This is a genomic window from Georgenia satyanarayanai (assembly GCF_023715365.1).
GTDB lineage: Bacteria > Actinomycetota > Actinomycetes > Actinomycetales > Actinomycetaceae > Oceanitalea > Oceanitalea satyanarayanai_B.
Genome location: NZ_JAMBNZ010000015.1, coordinates 25,868 through 46,224 on the forward strand (window position 1 = coordinate 25,868; position 20,357 = coordinate 46,224).

Below are 20,357 nucleotides of genomic sequence, written 5' to 3' on the forward strand. Positions count from 1 at the left end.
CGCGCATATGCGCTTGTTTGGGGGCTAGGCCAGGTCCGTCAGCCAGCGGAGCAGGAGGCGGGCGCCGTAACCCGTCGGGCCCTCGGGGACCTCGTCGCGGGCCTTGGTGGCGCGGCCGGCGCCGGCGATGTCGAGGTGCGCCCACGGGGTGTCCCCCGCGAAGTGCTGGAGGAACAGCGCCGCGGTGATCGAGCCCCCCGAGACGTGCGGGTCGCGCGCCTGGTGGGAGATGTCGGCGACGGCGGAGTCCAGGCTGTGCCGGTAGGAGTCCACCAGCGGCAGGCGCCACGTCCGCTCGCCGCTCACCTCGCCCGCCACCTGCAGGGCGGCGGCCAGGGACTCGTCGGTCGCGTAGAGGCCGGCGTGGGTCCGTCCCAGGCCCAGCGTCACCGCGCCGGTGAGCGTGGCGACGTCGACGAGGACGTCGGGCCGCGCGGTGTCGCGCACCCAGGCCATCGCGTCGGCGAGGACCATGCGGCCCTCCGCGTCGGTGTTGGAGACCTCGATCGACGTGCCGTCGTAGGCGCGCACGACGTCACCGGGCCGGTAGGAGGAGGCGCCGAAGGCGTTCTCCGCCAGGGCCAGCACGCCCACCACCCGGTGGGGCACCTGCAGCTCGGCGGCAGCGAGGACGGCGGCGAGCACCGCGGCCGCGCCGGCCATGTCGGTCTTCATGCCGACCATCGACTCGCGGGGCTTGATCGAGATGCCGCCGGTGTCGAAGGTGATGCCCTTGCCCACGAGCGCGACGGTCCGCCCACCGCGGCGGCGCGGGCTGTAGGTGACCGTGACGAGCCGCGGCGGTGTCGAGGATCCGGAGCCGACGGCGAGCAGCGCACCCATCCCCTGCGCCCGGATCCAAGCCTCGTCGTGGACCTCGACGCTGACGCCGGGGACGCCCGCGGCGAGGGCCTGAGCCTGCTCGGCCAGCCACTGCGGGTTCTTGACGTTGGACGGCGTCGCGGCGAGGAAGCGGGCCCTCACCGTGGCGGTGGCCGCCGTGCGCGCCGCCGCGATGACGGCGGTGTCCGCCTCGTTGCCGAGGAGGACCAGCCGCGAGGCGGCCGGCTTCCCCGGTCGCGGGGACTGCGCCATGCGCGGGCCGCGGTAGGCAGTGAGCCAGAAGCCCTCGAGCAGGGCGGCCAGTCCGGTGGCGCCGGCCAGTGCGCCGATGGGCGTGATGACCGTGCCCAGGCCGGTGGTCGTGCGGCACAGCGCCGAGCCCACCTTGCGCATGGCGTCCGGGCCGGCGTCGCCGACGCCGAGGAGCACCAGGCGGGCGGGCAGCTCGTTCCAGCCGAAGTCGCGGCCGGGCAGGGCACGCGGCAGGTCGAGGACCGCAGACTCCCCCGCCCGTCCGGTCAGGCCGTGGCGCGCGGCGAGGTCGACGAGGTCGATGCCGTAGCGCGCGGCGGCGTCCGCCGTGCCGGGGCGGGGCTCCACGCCCTCCTCACCGGCCCCGGCGGGCGCGACGGCGACGACGACGGCGCCGGCCTGCGTGAGGTCGGCGCCGTCGAGCGAACCGGCCTCACCGACGACCTCGGGAAGCTCGGCGAGGCCGAGCTCGCTCAGGGAGGTCAACGGTCAGGCGGGAGCGACGGCGCTGAGGGCCTCGCTGAGCTCGCCCGCCTCTGCAGGCGTGAGCTCGACGACGAGGCGACCGCCACCCTCGAGGGGAACGCGCATGACGATGCCGCGTCCCTCCTTCGTGACCTCCATCGGCCCGTCCCCGGTCCTCGGCTTCATCGCGGCCATCTGGCACCCCTATCGTTCGACGTGTCGTGCCGCAGGGTCTGCGGCGCACCGGGACCAGTCTAGTCCACCCCTGCCCCGCGGCGGTGTGCGCTTGGCGCAACGGTGCAGGTGGGGGCCTTGCGACGGGCCCCCGGGACGCTCAGGAGGTCGAGGCCTCCTCCGCGGTGCGGGCCTGCGACTCGGCCTCGTCCCGCATGAGCGCGAGCCGGTCGCGGACGCGGTCCACGGCCTCCTCGGCGGTGTCGACGAGCTGGATGAGATCCAGGTCGGCCGCGGCGATCGTGCCCGCGGGCACCATGGTGTCGCGCGCCCACGCCAGCAGCCCGCCCCAGTACTCGGTCCCGACGAGGACGATCGGGAAGGAGCTCACCTTGCCGGTCTGGACGAGGGTGAGGGCCTCCCACAGCTCGTCCATCGTGCCGAAGCCGCCGGGCAGGACGATGAAGCCGAGGGCGTACTTGACGAACATCGTCTTGCGGGCGAAGAAGTAGCGGAAGTTGACCCCGAGGTCGACCCACTCGTTCATGCCCTGCTCGAAGGGCAGCTCGATGCCCAGGCCCACCGACACCCCACCGGCCTCGCAGGCGCCCTTGTTCGCGGCCTCCATGACGCCCGGGCCACCTCCCGTGATGACGGCGTAGCCGGCCTCGACGAGGAGGTGGCCCACCTCCTCGCCCATCCGGTACTCCGCGGACTGCCGATCGGTACGGGCGGAGCCGAAGACGCTGATGGCAGGGCCGAGCTCGGCGAGCGCCCCGAAGCCCTCGACGAACTCGCTCTGGATGCGCATGACCCGCCACGGGTCGGAGTGCACCCAGCCGGCGTCGCCGTCCTGGGCGAGCAGCCGCTCGTCGGACGTCTCGTCGGGGATCTGAGCGCCGCGCAGCGTCACCGGGCCCTTGCGGTAGACGTCGGCGTCACGGCTGTCGCGGACGGCGGGGCGCTCGGACCCGCGGCTCGCACCTGCCGAACCGTTGCGGTGGTAGGACCGGCTCATCGTGCTCCTTCGGTCAGCCACGCCTCCAGGGCGGTGGCACAGTCACGGATCTGGGCGGTGGGGCAGTGCTCGTCGTCCGCGTGGGCCAGGGACGGGTCGCCGGGCCCGAAGTTCACGGCCGGCACGCCGAGCTCGGCGAAGCGGGCGACGTCGGTCCACCCGTACTTGGGGGCGGGGCCACCGCCCGTCACGCGCCCGACGGCGGCGAGGAAATCGCCGACACCGGGGGCGTCGAGGCCGGGGCGGGCACCGGCGGCGCCGTCGACGACGGTGACGTCGTAGCCGGCAAACACCTCGCGCACGTGCGCCTCCGCCTCGGCGAGGGACGACGACGGCGCGAAGCGGTAGTTGACGAGCACCTCGCACACGTCGGGCACGACGTTGCCGGCGATGCCGCCGCTGATCCCGACGGCCGAGAGGCCCTCCCGGTAGACGAGCCCGTCGACCTCGACCGACCGGGGCTCGTACTCGGCCAGGCGCGTGAGGACCGGCGCGGCGAGGTGGATGGCGTTGACCCCGCGCCAGGCCCGCGCGGAGTGGGCGGCGCGTCCCGCCGTCGTGACGGACACGCGCAGCGTGCCGTTGCAGCCGCCCTCGACGCCGCCGTTGCTCGGCTCCCCGAGGACGGCGAAGTCGGCGGCCAGCCACTGCGGGTGGTGGCGCGCGAGGCGGCCCAGGCCGTTGCGCTCGGCCTCGACCTCCTCGTTGTCGTAGCAGACCCACGTGACGTCCCACGCGGGCGCGGTGAGGCGCGCGGCGAGGTGGAGGGCGACGGCGACCCCGCCGAGCATGTCGACGCTGCCGCGGCCCCAGAGCACCTCCTCGCCGTCGACGGTACGCAGCTCGCTGGGCAGGTTGCCCGCGACCGGCACGGTGTCGATGTGGCCGGCGACGACGGCCCGGCGCTCGCGGCCGAGCCGGGTGCGCGCCATGACGGCGTCACCGTCGCGCAGCAACTCCAGGTGCGACAGGCCGGCGAGAGCGGCCTCGATCGCATCGGCGAGCGGCCCCTCCCCGCTCGAGACGGAGGGGATGTCGCACAGGGCGCGGGTGAGGTCGACGACGTCGGCCGTGCGCAGGTCCGGGAGCGCGGGCGCGGTCATGCACTCAGTCCCCCGTCTGGTGCAGCGTGCGGGCGGCCTCGGCGATCGACCCGCTGAGCGAGGGGTAGATCGTGAAGACGTTGGCGAGCTGGTCCACCGTGATCCGCTGCGTGACGGCGACGGCGAGCGGGAAGATGAGCTCACTGGCGCGCGGCGCGACGACGACCGCACCGAGCACCGCACCGGAGTGCCGGTCGGCCATGATCTTGACGAAACCCTCGCGGATGCCGAGCATCTTGGCCCGCGGGTTGCGGGCCAGCGGGAGCTGGGTGACGACGGCGTCGACCGTGCCGTCGTGCACCTCTCGCTCACCCACGCCGATCGTCGCGATCTCGGGGGCGGTGAAGATGTTGGCGGTGACGGCGTCGACGTCGAGCGGGGAGACGGCGTCCCCGAGCGCGTGCCACATGGCGATGCGGCCCTGCATCGCCGCGACCGAGGCGAGGGGCAGCACGCCGGTGCAGTCGCCGGCGGCGTAGACGCGCACCCCGGTCGTCCGGGAGACGCGGTCGACCTGGATGTGCCCGCTGTCGCGGAGCACGACGCCGGCCTCCTCCAGTCCCAGGTCCGCGGTGCTCGGCACGCCGCCGACGGCGACGAGGCAGTGGGAGGCGGAGACGACGCGGCCGTCGGTGAGCTCGACCTCGACGCCGTCGCCGACGCGGCGGACGGCGGCGGCGCGCGAGCGCGACAGGACGGTCATCCCGCGGCTGCGGAAGACGTTCTCGATGAGCTCGGCGGCGTCCTCGTCCTCCCCGGGCAGCACCCGGTCCCGGCTGGAAACGAGCGTGACGGGCACGCCGAGGCCGTTGTAGGCGCCGGCGAACTCGGCGCCGGTGACGCCGGAGCCGACGACGACGAGGTGCTCGGGCAGCTCGGTGAGGTTGTACATCTGCACCCAGGTGAGGATGCGCTCGCCGTCCGGCTGCGCGTCGGGCAGCACGCGGGGGGTGGCGCCCGTGGCGACGAGGACGATCTCGGCGACGAGCTCGACCTCCTCGCCGTCGGCGGTGGTCACGTGGACGGGCCGGGTGCCGGTGCTGCCGAGGTCCCCCGCCAGCCGGCCGGTGCCGTCCACGACCCGGATGCCCTCCCGCTCGAGACGGGCACGGATGTCCTGGGACTGGCGCTGGGCGAGCTCGAGGACACGCCGGTTGACGGCGGCCATGTCGACGGACGTGCCGCCCCCGCCTCGGATGCCGAGCTCGGCGGCGGCGTCCGTCGTCGTCATCCACTCGGCGGTGGCGATGAGGGTCTTGGAAGGGACGACGTCGGTGAGGACGGCGGCCCCGCCGGTGCCCTGCCGCTCGACGAGCGTGACCCGCGCGCCGAGCTGCGCGGCGACGAGCGCCGCCTCGTAGCCGCCGGGCCCGCCGCCGATGATGACGACGCGGCTGCCCGCGCGGACCGGCGAGCTGCCGGCCGCTTCCTGGGTACGCCGTCCCTCGGTGGGGGCGGTGGGGGCGGGGCGCTCCGCGGCGGGCCGGTGCTCGTCGGTCGATGTGCTCACCCAGGCATTGTGCCGCCTTTGTCCCGCGGCATGCCTGCCGAGCACCCAGGACGGTAACGTCGGGGCATGGTCACCCCCACCGGCATCGCCGGCCACGACGCGCCCTTCGCCCTGGCCCGCGAGGCGGCCGACCGCCTCGCCGAGCTCACCGGGGTGGCCCGGCACGATGTCGCCCTCGTCCTCGGCTCGGGCTGGGGAGGGGCGGCCGAGCTCCTCGGTGAGACCGTCGCCGAGGTGCCGGCCGAGCAGGTGCCGGGTTTCCGCGCCCCCGTCGTCGCCGGGCACGGTGCCACCATCCGCTCGATCCGCATCGACGCCGACGGCGAGGCGCGCCACGCGCTCGTGCTCGGCTCGCGCACCCACTACTACGAGTCGCGCGACGTGCGGGCGGTCGCGCACGGCGTGCGGACCGCCGCCGCGGCCGGTGTGCAGCGCCTTGTCCTCACCAACGGCTGCGGAGGCCTGGACCCCGCGGTGGCGCCCGGCACGCCGGTCCTCATCTCCGACCACATCAACCTCACGGCCGCCTCGCCCCTCGAGGGCGCGACCTTCGTCGACCTCACCGACCTGTACTCCCCGCGGCTGCGCGAGATCGCGCGGGAGGTCGACCCGACCCTCACCGAGGGCGTCTACGTCCAGCTCCCCGGCCCCCACTACGAGACGCCCGCGGAGGTGCGCATGGTCGCGCTCCTCGGCGGCACGCTCGTGGGGATGTCGACGACGCTGGAAGCCATCGCCGCGCGGCACGTGGGCCTGGAGATCCTCGGCCTGTCGCTCGTGACGAACCAGGCGGCGGGCATCAGCACTCAGCCGCTCTCGCACGAGGAGGTCATCGAGGCGGGCCGCGCTGCCGGCCCGCGGATCTCCCGGCTGCTGGCAGACATCGTCCGTCGTATCTGAGAGAGGAACCCATTCATGGATGTCGACGTCGTCCGGAGCTGGATCGCCGAGGACCCCGACCCGCAGACCGCCAACGAGCTGGGGGTGCTCCTCGAGCGCGCCACGGCAGGCGGCCCGGAGGCCCACAAGGCTCGCGCCGAGCTGGAGGACCGGTTCTCCGGCCCGCTCGCCTTTGGCACCGCCGGGCTGCGCGGGGCGCTCGGCGGAGGTCCCAACCGGATGAACCGCGCCGTCGTCATCCGCACGACGGCGGGTCTCGCCGCGTGGCTGAGCGAGCAGCTCGCGGGCGCCGCCCCCCGCGTCGTCATCGGTTACGACGCCCGGCACGGCTCGGCGCGCTTCGCCGAGGACGCGGCCGCCGTCGTCACGGGTGCCGGCGGGGAGGCGATGCTCATGCCGACCGTCGGCCCCACCCCCGTGCTCGCCTACGCCGTGCGCGCCCTGGACGCCGACGCCGGGATCATGGTGACCGCCTCCCACAACCCCAAGGAGGACAACGGCTACAAGGTCTACCTCGGCGGAAGGGTCGTCACCGACTCCGGGCAGGGCGCCCAGCTCGTCTCGCCGGCCGACGCCGAGATCGCCGCGCGCATCGCCGCCGTCGGGCCCCTCGCGGACGTCCCGCGCCCCGCCGACGGCTGGCAGGTGCTCGACCCCTCGATCACCGAGGAGTACGTCGCCCGGGTCGCCTCGCTCGTCCCCCACGGCTACGCCCGCAGCCTGCGGATCGTCTACACCCCGATGCACGGCGTCGGGGCCGAGGTGGCCGTCGCCGCCCTCGGGGCCGCCGGCTTCACCGACGTCCACGTCGTCGCCGAGCAGGCCGAGCCGGACCCCGAGTTCCCCACGGTGGTCTTCCCCAACCCCGAGGAGCCCGGGGCCCTCGACCTCGCCTTCCGGCTCGCGCAGCAGGTCGAGGCCGACGTCATCATCGCCAACGACCCCGATGCCGACCGCTGCTCGGTGGCCGTGCCGGACACCGGCACGGTCGAGGGCTGGCGTCAACTCACCGGTGACGAGGTGGGTGCGCTCCTGGGCAAGCAGGCCGCGATCAGCGCGGCGGTGTCCGGGCACGGGGTGCTCGCCAGCTCGGTCGTGTCCTCCCGCCTGCTCGCGCGCATCGCCTCCTCCCACGGCCTGGAGCACCGCACGACGCTCACCGGCTTCAAGTGGATCAGCCGGGTGCCGGGGCTCGTCTTCGGCTACGAGGAGGCGCTGGGCTACTGCGTGGACCCGCAGGCCGTGCGCGACAAGGACGGCATCAGTGCGGCCGTGCGGGTGGCGCTGCTCGCCTCCCAGCTCGTCGACCGGGGCAGCACGCTCCTCGACGTGCTGGACGAGCTGGCCCTCCAGTACGGGCTGCACGCGACGGCGCCGCTCACCCTGCGCGTCGAGGACGTCTCGGTCATCCCGCCGGCGATGAAGCGGCTGCGCGAGAGCGGCCCCGAGGCGCTGGCCGGCTCGCCGGTCGTGCGGACCATCGACCTCTCCGCAGGGGAGGACGGTCTGCCCCCGACCGACGGGCTGGTCTACCTCACCGCGCGTGGTGACCGAGCGATCATCCGGCCCAGCGGCACCGAGCCGAAGCTCAAGTGCTACCTCGAGGCCGTGGAGCCGGTGAGCGAGCAGGACCGCCTGCCCGCCGCGCGCCGCGCCGCCGCCGCGCGCCTCGAGGAGATGAAGGCCCAGCTCGGCGCCCTCATCGGCCTGTAGCCCAGGCCCTCCTTCGCCGCACAGCTCCCCCTTCCTCGCGTCGAGCGAAGGGGGGCGAGCCACAGCCGCCGAGAGCCGGATCCCTCCTGGAGGAATCCGGCTCTCGGCGGCTGAGGTGGCTGAGGTGGCTGAGGTGGCTGAGGTGGCTGAGGTGGCTGAGGCGGCTGAGGTGGCTGAGGTCAGCCGATGAGGTGCTCCATGGCGAGCTGGTTGAGGCGCACGAAGCGGTAGTCGCGAGCAGCGGCGGCGTCGACGTCGAAGTCCTCGAAGGTGCTGCGGTCCGCGAGGAAAACCTCGAGCGACTCGCCCTCGGCGAGCGTGGGCTCGGACAGCTCGAGCACGCCGGACTCCTGGAAGGCCTCCTGCACGCGGGGGTCGGCGCGGTAGGCCCGGGCCTTCTCGGCGAGCATGAGGTACATCGACATGTTTGCCTCGGCGGAGTCCCACACGCCCTGCATGTGCTCGGTCCGCGAGGGCTTGTAGTCGAAGTGCTTGGGGCCCTCGTAGCGGGGGCCACCGCCGGCGAAGCCGTTCTCGAGCAGGTCCACGGTGAAGAACGCCGAGAGCAGGTCGCCGTGGCCGAAGACGAGGTCCTGGTCGTACTTGATGGACCGCTGGCCGTTGAGGTCGATGTGGAAGAGCTTGCCCGACCACAGGGCCTGCGCGAGGGCGTGGGTGTAGTTGAGGCCGGCCATCTGCTCGTGCCCGGTCTCGGGGTTGAGGCCGACGATGTCGCCGTGCTCGAGCTCGGCGATGAAGCCGAGCGCGTGACCGACGGTGGGCAGGAGGATGTCGCCACGGGGCTCGTTGGGCTTGGGCTCCAGCGCGATGCGCAGGTCGTAGCCCTTGTCCTTGATGTAGCCGGCGACGGTGTCGATGCCCTCGCGGTAGCGGTCGAGCGCGGCATTGACGTCCTTGACGCCGTCGTACTCGCTGCCCTCGCGCCCGCCCCACATGACGAAGGTCGTCGCGCCGAGCTCGGCGGCGAGGTCGACGTTCCGCAGCACCTTGCGCAGCCCGAAGCGGCGCACGGACCGGTCGTTGGCGGTGAAGCCGCCGTCCTTGAAGATCGGGTGGCTGAAGGTGTTGGTCGTGACCATCTCGATGGTCAGGCCGGCGTCGTCCGTCGCCTGCTTGAAGCGGGTGAGGATGCGCTCACGCTCGGCGTCGTCGGCGCCGAAGGGCACGACGTCGTCGTCGTGGAAGGTGATGCCCCAGGCACCGAGCTCGGCCAGCTTGGTGGCGTACTCCCAGGGGTCGAGCACCGGGCGGCTGGCCGAGCCGAACTGGTCCTGGGCGGACCAGCCGACGGTCCAGAGGCCGAAGGAGAAGCGGTCGTCGGGGGTGGGCTTGCGAACCATGGAGTGACTCCTCGTCGAGTGAGTTTTGTTTCTTAGCGCAATTTAACTACGTCGGGGGCAGGGGGTGTCAAGCACCAGGCAACCATCGGCTCGGCGCTGCGACCACCTCGCCCAGGACCGCGAGCGCCGCCCCCGTCAGCGCCGGCTCGCCGGACAGGCCCGGCCTGATCGTCACGTCGAGCCACGGGGCCGCGAGGACGCGGCTGCTCAGCTCCTCCTCCAGGGCGGGTCGCAGGGCCGGCAGGAGCGGGATGAACTGCCCCCCGAGGACGAGATCGTCGACGTCGAGGAGGTTGACGACGTTGGCCAGCGCCGTGCCCAGCGCCCGTCCCGCGCGGTCGACGGCGTCGCGTGCCGGACCTGGCACGGCGGCAGCAGTGACGAGATCCTCGGCCGTGGCGTCGAGCCCGAGACCGGCGGCGGAGAGGAAGGCGTCCCGCCCGGCGTACTGCTCGAGGCAGCCCGCGGCCCCGCACGTGCAGGGCGGCCCGGCCGGGTCGACGAGCGTGTGCCCCACCTCCCCGGCCCACCCGTGGCGCCCGCGCACCGGCACGCCGTCGACGATTGACGTCCCACCGACGCCGATGTCGGCGGAGACGTAGAAGAAGGTGCCGCTGCCCGCGGGCCGGCCCGGCGCCTCCAGCGCGTGAGCGAGGGCAGCCAGGTCAGCCTCGTTGCCCACGCCGACCGCGGCCGGCGCCTCCCCTGCGGGAGGGGCGGGCAGCTGGAGCCGCTCGGCCGGCATGACTTCCCGCCAGCCGAGGTTGGGCGTGCGCAACACCCGGCCGTCGGAGTCGACGAGACCGGGGACCGCGAGGCGCGCCCCGGCCAGCACGGTCCATCGTCCGTCACTGGACGCCAGGATCTCGCCGGCCAGGTCCGCGACGCGGTCGAGCACGATGTCGGGGTCGCTCGCCTCGAGGTGGGCCGGCACCACCCGCTCAGCGAGGACCGCGCCGCTGAGGTCGACGAGCCGAGCCCCGAGGTAGCTCGGGGACACCTCGAGGCCCAGCCCGGCGATCGTGCCGCGTGCCGGCACCAGCGGGGTCGCAGGACGGCCGCGCCCGGCGATCAACGGCGCCAGCTCCTCGAGCAGTCCACCGGCGAGGAGCTCGTCCACGAGCCGGGACACCGTCGAGCGGGTGAGGCCGCTGCCCGCCGCGATGGCGGCGCGGGAGACCGGCTCCGGCGCGGCATAGGCGAGCATGGTGACCACCGAGAGGTTCTGGTCGCGCAGCGACGCCTGGCCCACGCCAGGGGTGAGCGAGCCCGTAGGGACGCTCTGCGCGTCGTCAGTGACCGTCATGCCTTGACCATACCGATCCCACCTGGTTTAGTTCTATGCTCTAACAATCTCGTCCCGCAGAGGTGGCGCCATGACTTCCCCGCTCGCCGGCCGGCTCGTCGCCGGTATCGACAGCTCGACCCAGTCCTGCAAGGTGGTCGTGCGTGAGGCGGACACCGGGCGCCTGGTCCGCTCCGGCCACGCGTCGCACCCTGACGGTACCGAAGTGGATCCCGAGGCGTGGTGGGACGCGCTGCAGGAGGCGCTCGCGCAGGCCGGAGGCCTCGACGACGTCGCCGCCGTCGCCGTCGGCGGGCAGCAGCACGGGATGGTCGTCCTCGACGCGGACGGCGCGGTCATCCGCCCGGCGCTGCTGTGGAACGACACCCGCTCCGCCCAGGCCGCCGCCGACCTCGTCCGCGAGCTCGGTGACGGCGACGTCGACGCCGGACGCCGCGCCTGGGTCGAGGCCATCGGCTCGGTGCCCGTCGCCTCGCTCACGGTGACGAAGCTGCGGTGGCTCGCCCAGCACGAGCCGGAGAACGCGGCCCGGGTGGCCGCCGTCGCCCTCCCCCACGACTGGCTCACTTGGCGCCTCCTCGGCACCGGAGCGCTGGAGGACCTCGCCACCGACCGGTCCGACGCCTCCGGCACCGGGTACTTCGACCCCGCCGGCAACACCTACCGGCGCGACCTGCTCGACCTCGCGCTCGGCCGGGAGAGCGACCTCGTCCTGCCGCGCGTGCTCGGTCCCGCGACGGCCGCCGGCCAGGTGGGCGGGACGGGCGCACTCCTCGGCCCCGGTGCCGGGGACAACGCGGCCGCAGCGCTCGGCGTCGGGCTGGCCACCGGGGACGTGACCATCTCGCTGGGCACCTCCGGCGTCGTCTCCGCCGTCGCCGCCGACCCGGTGCGCGACGCGAGCGGTCTGGTCACCGGCTTCGCCGACGCCACCGGGAACTTCCTGCCGATGGCGACGACGCTCAATGCCTCCCGCGTGCTCGACGCGACCGCCCGTCTGCTCGGCGTCGACCACGCCGGCCTCAGCGATCTCGCCCTCGCCGCCGAGCCGGGCGCCGGCGGCCTCGTCCACGTGCCCTACCTCGACGGCGAGCGCACCCCCAACCTGCCCGCGGCCACCGGGTCCCTGCACGGGATGACCCGCGCGTCGATGACGCGGGAGAACCTGGCCCGCGCAGCCGTCGAGGGCATGATGTGCCACCTCGCCGAGGGCATGGCCGCGGTCCAGGCCCAGGGCGTGGAGGTGCGGCGCATCAGCCTCATCGGTGGCGCCGCCCGCTCGGCGGCCGTCCAGCAGGTGGCGCCGGCCGTGCTGGGACAGGACGTCGAGCTGCCCGAGCCGGGCGAGTACGTCGCCGACGGCGCGGCCCGCCAGGCCGCCTGGGTGCTGTCCGGCGCCGAGCAGCCGCCGGTGTGGGAGCGGAAGGGCACGCGGGTCCTGTCCGCCGAGCCCACGCCCGAGGTCCTCGCCGCCTACCGCGCCGAGTCCGCCCGCGCCATCGAGCGCTTCACCGCCTGACCCACCCCAGTCGCGCCGAGAGCCGGATTCCTCCTGGAGGAATCCGGCTCTCGGCGCTAGGAGGGGGCCTCAGTCGAAGACGGGGCCCTGGGTGCGGGTGCGCTTGAGCTCGAAGAAGCCCGGGACGCCGGCCACGAGGACGCAGCCGTCCCACAGCCGGCCGGCCTCCTCGCCCTTCGGGGCGGGGGTGATGACGGGGCCGAAGAAGGCGACGTCGTCGAAGGCCACGACGGGGGTGCCGACGTCCTCGCCCACCTTGGTGATGCCCTCGCGGTGGGAGGCCCGCAGGGAGTCGTCGAGCTCGTCGGAGGTCGTGTAGCGCACGAGCTCCTCGGGCAGGCCGACCTCCGCGAGCGCCTCGGTGAACACGGAGACGTCGTCGATCTCCCGGCCGCCCGGGTGGTAGCGAGTGCCGAGCGCGTCGTACAGCGGCTTGACGACGTCCTCGCCGTGCAGCTCGCGGGCCGCGTTGACCAGCCGGGCCGGGGCCCAGGCCTTGTCCATCATCGCCCGGTAGTCCGCGGGCAGGTCACGGCCCTCGTTGAGCACGGCCAGCGACATGATGTGCCAGCGCGCCGTCACGGGGCGGACCTGCTCGACCTCGCCCATCCAGCGGGACGTCATCCACGCCCACGGGCAGATCGGGTCGAACCAGAAGTCGGCGACATCCTTCGTGGCGTGCTCGGCCATGTACGTCCTCCTCGAGTGCTCCGCGGCACCTGCGTGCGCCGCCGCGCTCAGCCTAGGCCGCGGCGAGCCGGGCGAGCACTCGGCCGGGATCGGGGTTGGTGAAGGGCGCACCGTCGATGACGACGGTCGGGACCGTCTCGTTCCCGTTGTTGACGCCCCGCACGAACGCGGCGGCGTCCTCGTCCTGCCAGATGTCGACCCAGGTGGCGCGGCGGCCCGCACGGCCCAGCCGGGCCCGCAGCCGGGCACAGTAGGTGCACCCCGGGCGCCAGTAGATGACGACCGACCGCTCGGCCGCCGGCCGGGCCACGACGTCCGCGTGCCGCGCACCGCCCGCCCCCTGCCACGGGCTGAGCCACCAGGTCAGGGCGAGGCCGACGACGCCGTACCCCACCGCCGCGGCGACGCTCCCGTCCCGTGCCGCCTCGACGACGAGAAAGATGGTGCCCGCGAGCATCGGGGCCCAGAGCCAGCGCATGCCGCCAGCATGGCACCCGGGCCCGCCGGGCGTCAGATATCGGCGTGTGCCCGCGGCGAGCGGCGTGGCAGGATCGAGAGCGGCCGGTCCGACCGACCGCCGACCCACGTGACAAGGAGCAGACCGTGCCCGGAGAGAACCTCACCCGCCAGGAGGCCGCCGAGCGCGCCGCGCTCGTCGCCGTCGAGTCCTACGACGTCGAGCTCGACCTCACCCGCGGCGACCGGGTCTTCGCCTCCCGCACGACGATCACCTTCACCGCCCGGGACGGCGCGAGCACCTTCGTCGACCTCATCGCCGACGCCGTCCACGAGATCCGCCTCAACGGCACCCACGTGGACACGCACGCGTGGGACGGCGCCCGCATCGCCGTCGACGGCCTGGCCGAGCGCAACGAGCTCGTCGTCGTTGCCGACGCCCGGTACATGAACACCGGGGAGGGCCTGCACCGCTTCGTCGACCCGGTCGACGGCGAGGTCTACCTCTACAGCCAGTTCGAGGTTGCCGACTCCCGCCGCGTCTTCGCCGTGTTCGAGCAGCCCGACCTCAAGGCGACCTTCCGCTTCACGGTCCGCGCGCCGCGGCACTGGACCGTCGTGTCCAACTCCCCCACCCCCGAGCCGCAGCCGGTGGACGGCGACGACGCCGCCGCCGTCTGGCACTTCGCGCCCACCCCGCGGATCTCGAGCTACATCACCGCGATCGTCGCCGGCCCCTACCACCGCGTGACGGGCGAGCTGACGAGCAGCGACGGGCGGACCATCCCCCTCGGTGTCTTCTGCCGCGCCTCCCTCGCCGAGCACCTCGACGCCGAGAACGTCATGGACATCACGAGGTCCGGCTTCGCGTTCTTCGAGGAAGCCTTCGGGCGCCCCTACCCCTTCGAGAAGTACGACCAGCTCTTCGTCCCGGAGTTCAATGCCGGCGCGATGGAGAACGCCGGCGCGGTCACCTTCCTCGAGAGCTACGTCTTCCGCTCCAAGGTCCCCGAGGCCACGGTCGAGCGCCGCGTGGTGACGATCCTCCACGAGCTCGCCCACATGTGGTTCGGCGACCTCGTCACCATGCGGTGGTGGAACGACCTGTGGCTCAACGAGTCCTTCGCCGAGTACATGTCCACCCTCGCCACCGCCGAGGCCACCTCGTGGACCGACGCGTGGACCACCTTCTCCTCGCTGGAGAAGTCCTGGGCCTACCGCCAGGACCAGCTCCCCTCCACCCACCCGATCGTCGCGGAGATCAACGACCTCGAGGACGTCGAGGTGAACTTCGACGGCATCACCTACGCGAAGGGCGCCTCCGTCCTCAAGCAGCTCGTCGCCTGGGTCGGCCAGGACGCCTTCCTCGCCGGCGTGCGCTCCTACTTCGCCACGCACGAGTGGGGCAACACCGAGCTGCGTGACCTCCTCACCGAGCTCGAGGCCACGAGCGGGCGCGACCTCACCGCGTGGTCGCAGGTGTGGCTGGAGCAGGCCGGTGTCACGCTCCTGCGTCCCGACCTCACCACGGACGACGACGGCGTCATCACCTCCTTCGCCGTCACCCAGGAGGCCCCGGACGAGCACCCCGTGCTGCGCCCGCACCGCCTGGTCGTCGGCGGCTACGACGTCGTCGAGCACGACGGCGGCACGCGCCTGGAGCGGGTGCTGCGAGTGGAGACGGACGTCGACGGCGCCCGCACCGAGATCCCCGAGCTCGTCGGCCGCCCGCGCCCGGACCTCCTCCTCGTCAACGACGAGGACCTCGCCTACGCCAAGGTGCGCCTGGACGAGGAGTCGCTGCGCACCGCCGTCGACCACCTCGCGGGCTTCACCGAGTCGCTGCCCCGCTCGCTCGTGTGGGCGGCCGCCTGGGACATGACCCGCGACGGCGAGCTGCCCGCGCACGAGTACCTCGAGCTGGTCCTGGCGAACGTCGGGGCCGAGCGCGACTCGACCGTGCTGCTCGTCCTCCTGCGCCAGCTCAGCCTCACGCTACGTGCCTACACCGCCCCCGAGACCCGGGCGGAGCTCACCCCGCGGGTGGTCGACCGCCTGTGGCAGCTCGCGGAGCAGGCCGAGGGCGGGTCCGACGCCCAGCTCCAGCTCGTCCGCGCCTTTGCCGACGAGGCCGCCACCGACGCCCAGCTCGACGCCGTCGCCGACCTGCTCGACGGCAGCCGCGTGCTCGAGGGGCTGGAGGTCGACACCGACCTGCGCTGGGTCCTGCTCACCGCGCTCGCCGCCGGGGGCCGCGCCGGCCAGGAGGAGATCGCTGCGGAGTCTCGCCGGGACGGCACCGCCGCAGGCCGCCAGGCGGCCGCGCGGGCGGGCGCGATCGTCCCGAGCGCCGCGGCCAAGGAGCAGGTGTGGGAGTCGGTCGTCGAGTCCGACGAGCTGCCCAACGCGCTTCAGGACGCCGTCATCGACGGCTTCACCGACGTCCACGACCGCTCCCTGCTCGTGCCCTTCGTCGACCGCTACTTCGACTCGCTCGAGACGGTGTGGCGGGAGCGGACCAGTGAGATGGCGCAGAACATCGTCACCGGGCTCTACCCCTTCGCCCTTGCCGGCCTGGCCGACGAGCTCGGGGTGGACGTGCTCGCCCGCACCGACGAGTGGCTCGCCGCGCACCCGGACGCGCCGGCCGCGCTGCGCCGCCTCGTGGGCGAGGACCGCGACGCCGTGCGCCGCACCCTCGCCGCCCAGGAGGCCGACCGCGCCGCCCAGCGCTGAGGCCTGCGCCCCCGCTCTCGGCGGTCAGTGCACTGTCGGCGCGAGGGGCGCTAGGGCGCGAGGGCGGTGAGGTCGGGGACGACGGCGTCGGCGCCAGCCTGGGCGAGCGCGTCGGCGCCCAGGCTGGTCGTCACGCCGACGACGAACCCCACCCCGGCGGCACGTGCGGAGGCGAGGCCGGCCACGGAGTCCTCGGCGGCGAGGCAGTCAGCCGGGTCCACGCCCAGCCGTTGGGCACCGAGGAGGAACGGGGCCGGTGCCGGCTTGCCCACCGGGGTGTCCTCGGCGGTGACGAGCCGGACACCGAGGTCGGCGACGCCGAGCAGCTCGAGCGCCTCCTCCGCCCAGGAGCGGAAAGCGGACGTCACGAGCGACACCGGCAGGTCCTGCTCGCGCCAGGTGCGGATGGCCTCGGCGGCGCCCGGGACGGGGACGGGCGGGTGGGTGAGAGGGTCGGTCATCGCGATGACGGCGTCGGTAAGGGCCACCGGGTCCTCCCCCGCCCACGGGCCGGCGATCGCCGCGAAGGACTCCCGGCCGCGCCGGCCCATGAACTGGCGCACGACCGTCTCGGAGACCTCCCAGCCGCGGGAGGCGAAATAGGCGGCGAAGGCGGCCCGCTGCATGGGCTCGGAGTCGACGAGCGTGCCGTCGAGGTCGAGCAGCACGGCGGCTCCGGGCCGGCGAAGGAGCTCGCCGGCCCGGGCCCGCACGTCGTGGGTGGTGGTCACTCCCACGCGAAGAGCTCGTCGCCGGTGGCGACCTGCGCCCCCGGCTCGACGGCGAGCGTCAGTGCCTCCTGCTTGCCCTCGAGCGCGACGACGGGGCTGACGGGCGAGCGCCCACCGGCCCGGACCTCGGCCGGGTTCCAGCTGACCAGCCGCTGGCCGGCGCTCACCGTGTCCTTCTCCTGCGCGTGGAGGGTGAAGCCCTGCCCCTCGAGCTGGACGGTGTCCAGACCGAGGTGGACGAGCACCCCCCGGCCCTGCTCGGTGACGAGGACGAAGGCGTGCGGGTGGAGCTTGGCCACGGTGCCGTCGACGGGCGCGACGACGTGGACCTCACCCTCGCCGTCGGGCTCGATCGCGATGCCCGGGCCGACGATCGATCCCGCGAAGACGGGGTCGGGGACGTCGGCCATCGCGACGACGGTCCCGGCGACGGGTGCGAGGACCCGCAGGCTCACCGAAGGTCCTCGATGTCCTCGACGATGTTGTCCGCCTCGGGGCCGACGACGACCTGCACGGCCGTGCCCTGCTGGACGACGCCGAAGGCGCCGGCCGCACGCAGCGCGGCCTCGTCGACCTTGCTCGAGTCCTCGACCTCGACACGGATACGGGTGATGCACGCCTCGAGGTCGACGATGTTCTCGTCGCCGCCGAGAGCCGCGAGGATGGACTCTGCCTTGCTCATGTTCTGCTCCTCATCCACGGCCGCGGCCGTTGGTCGGTGACGGACGGCGCCGTCTCGTACCGAAACCTTAACTGGTCCAGACGTCTTCGGCGTGATGGCCCTACTCGTCGTCGGCGCGCCGCCACGTGTCGTCGCTCAGCTCCCCGAGCAGCGCGTCGAGCTCGGGCCCCACGACGACCTGGACCACGTTGCCGCGCTGGACGGAGCCGTGGGCACCGGCGGCCCGCAGCGCGGCGGCGTCGACCTGCGCCGGGTCCTCGACCTCCACCCGCAACCGGGTGATGCACGGTTCCATCTCGCGGATGTTCGCAATGCCGCCGAGTCCGGCGAGGATCGCGTGGATGTCCTTGGTCACGGCAGTCCTTCCTCACGTGGGGTGTGGCCTCCCGCCGTCGACCGGAGGCGACGGCGGGAGGGCACGAGTGTGGGCCCGGGAGCGCTGACCGGCACCCACAGGGAGTAGCGGTCCGCGCGGTAGATGGAGACGGCGTAGTCCACGGCGAGGTCCCCGCTGAAGGTCCGACGGCGGATCTGCAGTCCCGCCGTCGCCTCCGTCAGGCCCAGGTGCCCGGCCACCTCTGCCTCGAGGAGGACCGCCTCGATGACGTCCTCCCCCCACGTGGGCGCGAGGCCACGGGCAGTCAGCGCCTCGTAGACGCTGGGCGCGGGGTCTGCGCCCAGGAGCTCGGGGGCGAGCATGGCCGGCACCCAGTTCTCCTCCACCGCCATCGGCAGCCCGTCCGCCAGGCGCAGGCGGCGCAGGTAGTGGACGTCCACGCCGGGAGGGAGGTCGAGGGCGTCAGCGACGTGCGGGGGCGCGGCGACGCTCTCCGCCGCCAGGACCCGCAGGGACGGCTCCATGCCGCGTCGGCGCATCTCCTCGGGGAAGGAGACGAGTCGCAGCTGGAGGTCGACCTTGGGCTGGGCGACGAAGGTGCCGCGGCCCTGCACCCGCTCGAGGAGGCCCTCGACGACGAGCGCGTCGACCGCCTGACGCACCGTCATGCGCGACACCCCGAAGTGTTCGCAGAGCTCACGCTCGGAGGGGATGGCGTGCCCGACGCCCAGACCGTCGTCGATGAGGGCCCGCAGATGGTCGCGGACGGTGAGGTACTTCACGGCTCCACCCTCCCGTCACCGAACCGTGACTGACGTGCCCGGGCCACGCCCGGGTGATGCTTGACACGCGCGATCATATGGCGGTCTAGTATGCGCAACTGGTCCAGACATCCTGCACGGGATGTTCAGGCCAGCCTGCCCGGCCGGTACCTCCGGGCCGGACCACCTGCGACGGTCCTCCACCGTCGCCCTCGACGAGGAGCCTGACGTGACAGCAGCCACCGCCGGCGCGGCCCCGGCCAAGAAGGAAAAGAGGCCGATCCCCGGCTTCGCCCAGCTTCAGCGTGTGGGCCGTTCCCTCATGCTGCCCATTGCCTCCCTCCCGGCCGCCGCGCTCCTGCTGCGCCTGGGCCAGCCCGACATGCTCGGCGCCGACGGCGTGGCCGGCTGGGCCGGCATGGGCTGGATGGAGCCCGTCGCCGCCGTCATCGGTGCGGCCGGTGACGCGCTCTTCGCCAACCTGCCCCTCCTGTTCGCCGTCGGTGTCGCCGTCGGCTTCGCCCGCAAGTCCGACGGCTCGACGGCCCTGGCCGCCGTCATCGGCTACCTCGTCCTCACGAACGTGCTCGGCGCCCTGGCCCCGATGAACGCTCCGTGGGGCGGGACCTTCGGTGGCGGCGAGGCCGGTGCGGAGACGATCAACTACGGCGTCCTCGGCGGCATTGTCATCGGCATCGTCGCCGCGGTGCTCTACCAGAAGTACTACCGGATCAAGCTGCCGACCTACCTGGCGTTCTTCGGCGGCCGCCGCTTCGTGCCGATCGTCACGGCCGTCGCCGCGATCCTCATCGCCGTCGTCTTCGCCTTCATCTACCCGGTCTTCGACACCGTCATCACCGGCTTCGGCAACTGGGTGACCGACCCGGGCAACTCCGTCCTCGGCGGCTTCGTCTTCGGCACGGTCAACCGCCTGCTCATCCCCTTCGGGCTGCACCACCTGCTCAACAACCTGCCCTGGTTCCAGTTCGGCTCCTACGAGGCCGCGAGCGGTGAGGTCTTCCACGGCGACATCGCCCGCTTCCTCAACGGCGACCCCACGGCCGGTGTCTTCATGACCGGCTTCTTCCCGATCATGATGTTCGCCCTGCCGGCCGCAGCCCTGGCCATCTGGCACACGGCCAAGCCGGCCCGCCGCAAGCTCACCGGCGGCATCATGGTCTCGGTCGCCTTCACCGCGTTCCTCACCGGCATCACCGAGCCCCTCGAGTTCGCCTTCGCCTACGTCGCCTTCCCGCTGTACGTGGTGCACGCGCTACTCACGGGCAGCTCTCTGGCCCTGATGAACGCGCTGGAGTACCGCAGTGGCTTCGGCTTCTCCGCCGGCGCGATCGACTTCCTGCTCAACTTCCGCATCGCTGAGCAGCCGCTGATGATCATCGTCTTCGGTCTGATCTACGCGGTGATCTACTACTTCCTGTTCCGTCTGGTCATCACCAGGTTCAACCTCAAGACCCCTGGTCGCGAGGACGAGGGCGAGGGTGGCGTGGCGGCCCCGTCCGTCTTCGACGAGGCGCAGGAGGCGGCCGCCGTCTCCACCGGCAAGCGTGCCGCCGAGGAGGAGACCCGGGACGCCGCGATGGAACCCGGCAAGGCCTTCCCCGAGGAGGCGCGCGACAAGCGTGACACCGGCACCGTGCTCCCCGAGACACGGCGCGACCGCTAGGAGTACCCCATGACGAGAGCCCCGGCACCACTCTGGTGCCGGGGCTCTCGCCGTCTGGGACGCACCTGCAGGACGCCACAGGCTGCCCAGGTGTGCGTCCAGGGGTCCGGACGTGC

At 73.3% G+C, this 20,357-nt stretch carries 19 protein-coding genes; 5 read left to right on the forward strand and 14 right to left on the reverse strand.

All coding sequences use genetic code 11. The features are described 5' to 3' along the window. Positions 1 to 24 precede the first annotated feature (24 nt). The 5 genes from M3148_RS15025 to M3148_RS15045 all read right to left on the reverse strand — a co-directional run bounded on the left by M3148_RS15025 (position 25) and on the right by M3148_RS15045 (position 5,365). Complete coding sequence (locus M3148_RS15025; protein ID WP_251305541.1) at positions 25 to 1,581, reverse strand: leucyl aminopeptidase family protein; 1,557 nt, start codon at positions 1,579 to 1,581, stop codon at positions 25 to 27. Between the two features lie 3 nt (positions 1,582 to 1,584). Then, the gene (locus tag M3148_RS15030) at positions 1,585 to 1,755 is read right to left on the reverse strand and encodes a DUF3117 domain-containing protein (RefSeq protein ID WP_110852098.1); all 171 of its coding nucleotides are present in this window, start codon (positions 1,753 to 1,755) and stop codon (positions 1,585 to 1,587) included. Positions 1,756 to 1,894: 139 nt separating this feature from the next. Beyond that, positions 1,895 to 2,752: a TIGR00730 family Rossman fold protein gene (locus M3148_RS15035; protein ID WP_251305542.1), complete on the reverse strand. Its 858-nt coding sequence runs from the start codon at positions 2,750 to 2,752 to the stop codon at positions 1,895 to 1,897. Next, a complete protein-coding gene (gene dapE / locus M3148_RS15040) occupies positions 2,749 to 3,855 on the reverse strand; it encodes a succinyl-diaminopimelate desuccinylase (RefSeq protein ID WP_251305543.1) in 1,107 nt (368 codons plus the stop codon). The genes M3148_RS15035 and dapE overlap by 4 nt, the downstream gene beginning before the upstream one ends. A gap of 4 nt (positions 3,856 to 3,859) precedes the next feature. Beyond that, positions 3,860 to 5,365 carry an NAD(P)H-quinone dehydrogenase gene (locus tag M3148_RS15045; protein ID WP_440136960.1) on the reverse strand — a complete coding sequence of 502 codons (1,506 nt, stop codon included), beginning with the start codon at positions 5,363 to 5,365 and terminating at the stop codon, positions 3,860 to 3,862. Between the two features lie 66 nt (positions 5,366 to 5,431). On the opposite strand from M3148_RS15045, the gene M3148_RS15050 reads away from it, so the two are divergent. After that, on the forward strand, positions 5,432 to 6,265 hold the full coding sequence (locus tag M3148_RS15050) for a purine-nucleoside phosphorylase (RefSeq protein ID WP_251305544.1): 834 nt from the start codon (positions 5,432 to 5,434) through the stop codon (positions 6,263 to 6,265). Positions 6,266 to 6,280: 15 nt separating this feature from the next. Next, positions 6,281 to 7,978, forward strand: a complete 1,698-nt coding sequence (locus M3148_RS15055; RefSeq protein WP_251305545.1) for a phospho-sugar mutase — start codon at positions 6,281 to 6,283, stop codon at positions 7,976 to 7,978. A 179-nt stretch (positions 7,979 to 8,157) separates the two neighbouring features. On the opposite strand, the gene xylA is transcribed toward M3148_RS15055, so the two are convergent. Continuing rightward, on the reverse strand, positions 8,158 to 9,339 hold the full coding sequence (gene xylA, locus M3148_RS15060) for a xylose isomerase (protein ID WP_251305546.1): 1,182 nt from the start codon (positions 9,337 to 9,339) through the stop codon (positions 8,158 to 8,160). A gap of 67 nt (positions 9,340 to 9,406) precedes the next feature. After that, on the reverse strand, positions 9,407 to 10,645 hold the full coding sequence (locus M3148_RS15065; protein ID WP_251305547.1) for an ROK family protein: 1,239 nt from the start codon (positions 10,643 to 10,645) through the stop codon (positions 9,407 to 9,409). Positions 10,646 to 10,715: 70 nt separating this feature from the next. Here M3148_RS15065 and xylB point away from each other — a divergent pair, with 70 nt between their 5' ends. Then, a complete protein-coding gene (xylB, locus tag M3148_RS15070) occupies positions 10,716 to 12,164 on the forward strand; it encodes a xylulokinase (protein ID WP_251305548.1) in 1,449 nt (482 codons plus the stop codon). A 69-nt stretch (positions 12,165 to 12,233) separates the two neighbouring features. Here the strand turns inward: xylB and M3148_RS15075 are convergent, their stop codons facing one another. Continuing rightward, positions 12,234 to 12,854 carry a mycothiol-dependent nitroreductase Rv2466c family protein gene (locus tag M3148_RS15075; RefSeq protein WP_251305549.1) on the reverse strand — a complete coding sequence of 207 codons (621 nt, stop codon included), beginning with the start codon at positions 12,852 to 12,854 and terminating at the stop codon, positions 12,234 to 12,236. 52 nt (positions 12,855 to 12,906) lie between these two features. Then, positions 12,907 to 13,332 carry a glutaredoxin domain-containing protein gene (locus M3148_RS15080; RefSeq protein ID WP_251305550.1) on the reverse strand — a complete coding sequence of 142 codons (426 nt, stop codon included), beginning with the start codon at positions 13,330 to 13,332 and terminating at the stop codon, positions 12,907 to 12,909. Positions 13,333 to 13,457: 125 nt separating this feature from the next. Between M3148_RS15080 and pepN the strand changes: the two genes are divergently transcribed. Then, positions 13,458 to 16,046, forward strand: a complete 2,589-nt coding sequence (gene pepN / locus M3148_RS15085) for an aminopeptidase N (protein ID WP_251305551.1) — start codon at positions 13,458 to 13,460, stop codon at positions 16,044 to 16,046. Between the two features lie 50 nt (positions 16,047 to 16,096). On the opposite strand, the gene M3148_RS15090 is transcribed toward pepN, so the two are convergent. The 5 genes from M3148_RS15090 to M3148_RS15110 are packed head-to-tail and all read right to left on the reverse strand — an operon-like array spanning position 16,097 to position 18,578. Further along, positions 16,097 to 16,783, reverse strand: coding sequence for an HAD family hydrolase (locus M3148_RS15090; RefSeq protein ID WP_251305552.1), 687 nt, complete (start codon positions 16,781 to 16,783; stop codon positions 16,097 to 16,099). Beyond that, positions 16,774 to 17,232 carry a PTS sugar transporter subunit IIA gene (locus M3148_RS15095; protein WP_251305553.1) on the reverse strand — a complete coding sequence of 153 codons (459 nt, stop codon included), beginning with the start codon at positions 17,230 to 17,232 and terminating at the stop codon, positions 16,774 to 16,776. The genes M3148_RS15090 and M3148_RS15095 overlap by 10 nt, the downstream gene beginning before the upstream one ends. Next, complete coding sequence (locus M3148_RS15100) at positions 17,229 to 17,555, reverse strand: PTS glucose/sucrose transporter subunit IIB (RefSeq protein ID WP_308203258.1); 327 nt, start codon at positions 17,553 to 17,555, stop codon at positions 17,229 to 17,231. The genes M3148_RS15095 and M3148_RS15100 overlap by 4 nt, the downstream gene beginning before the upstream one ends. A gap of 4 nt (positions 17,556 to 17,559) precedes the next feature. Continuing rightward, positions 17,560 to 17,814 (reverse strand): PTS transporter subunit EIIB, encoded by a 255-nt coding sequence (locus M3148_RS15105; RefSeq protein ID WP_308203256.1) that lies wholly within the window; start codon positions 17,812 to 17,814, stop codon positions 17,560 to 17,562. Next, complete coding sequence (locus M3148_RS15110) at positions 17,811 to 18,578, reverse strand: GntR family transcriptional regulator (RefSeq protein WP_308203257.1); 768 nt, start codon at positions 18,576 to 18,578, stop codon at positions 17,811 to 17,813. Before M3148_RS15110 ends, M3148_RS15105 begins: the two co-directional genes overlap by 4 nt. Before the next feature lie 208 nt (positions 18,579 to 18,786). Between M3148_RS15110 and M3148_RS15120 the strand changes: the two genes are divergently transcribed. Beyond that, the gene (locus M3148_RS15120) at positions 18,787 to 20,241 is read left to right on the forward strand and encodes a PTS transporter subunit EIIC (protein ID WP_251305555.1); all 1,455 of its coding nucleotides are present in this window, start codon (positions 18,787 to 18,789) and stop codon (positions 20,239 to 20,241) included. Positions 20,242 to 20,357 lie beyond the last annotated feature (116 nt).

What these genes read in the sequence shown, in the direction of transcription:
- M3148_RS15050 (WP_251305544.1), top strand. Translation starts at nt 5,432, where the DNA reads ATGGTCACCCCCACCGGCATCGCCGGCCACGACGCGCCCTTCGCCCTG.
- M3148_RS15055 (WP_251305545.1), top strand. Translation starts at nt 6,281, where the DNA reads ATGGATGTCGACGTCGTCCGGAGCTGGATCGCCGAGGACCCCGACCCG.
- xylA (WP_251305546.1), bottom strand. Translation starts at nt 9,339, where the DNA reads ATGGTTCGCAAGCCCACCCCCGACGACCGCTTCTCCTTCGGCCTCTGG.
- xylB (WP_251305548.1), top strand. Translation starts at nt 10,716, where the DNA reads ATGACTTCCCCGCTCGCCGGCCGGCTCGTCGCCGGTATCGACAGCTCG.
- M3148_RS15030 (WP_110852098.1), bottom strand. Translation starts at nt 1,755, where the DNA reads ATGGCCGCGATGAAGCCGAGGACCGGGGACGGGCCGATGGAGGTCACG.
- dapE (WP_251305543.1), bottom strand. Translation starts at nt 3,855, where the DNA reads ATGACCGCGCCCGCGCTCCCGGACCTGCGCACGGCCGACGTCGTCGAC.
- M3148_RS15065 (WP_251305547.1), bottom strand. Translation starts at nt 10,645, where the DNA reads ATGACGGTCACTGACGACGCGCAGAGCGTCCCTACGGGCTCGCTCACC.
- M3148_RS15035 (WP_251305542.1), bottom strand. Translation starts at nt 2,752, where the DNA reads ATGAGCCGGTCCTACCACCGCAACGGTTCGGCAGGTGCGAGCCGCGGG.
- M3148_RS15075 (WP_251305549.1), bottom strand. Translation starts at nt 12,854, where the DNA reads ATGGCCGAGCACGCCACGAAGGATGTCGCCGACTTCTGGTTCGACCCG.
- M3148_RS15080 (WP_251305550.1), bottom strand. Translation starts at nt 13,332, where the DNA reads ATGCGCTGGCTCTGGGCCCCGATGCTCGCGGGCACCATCTTTCTCGTC.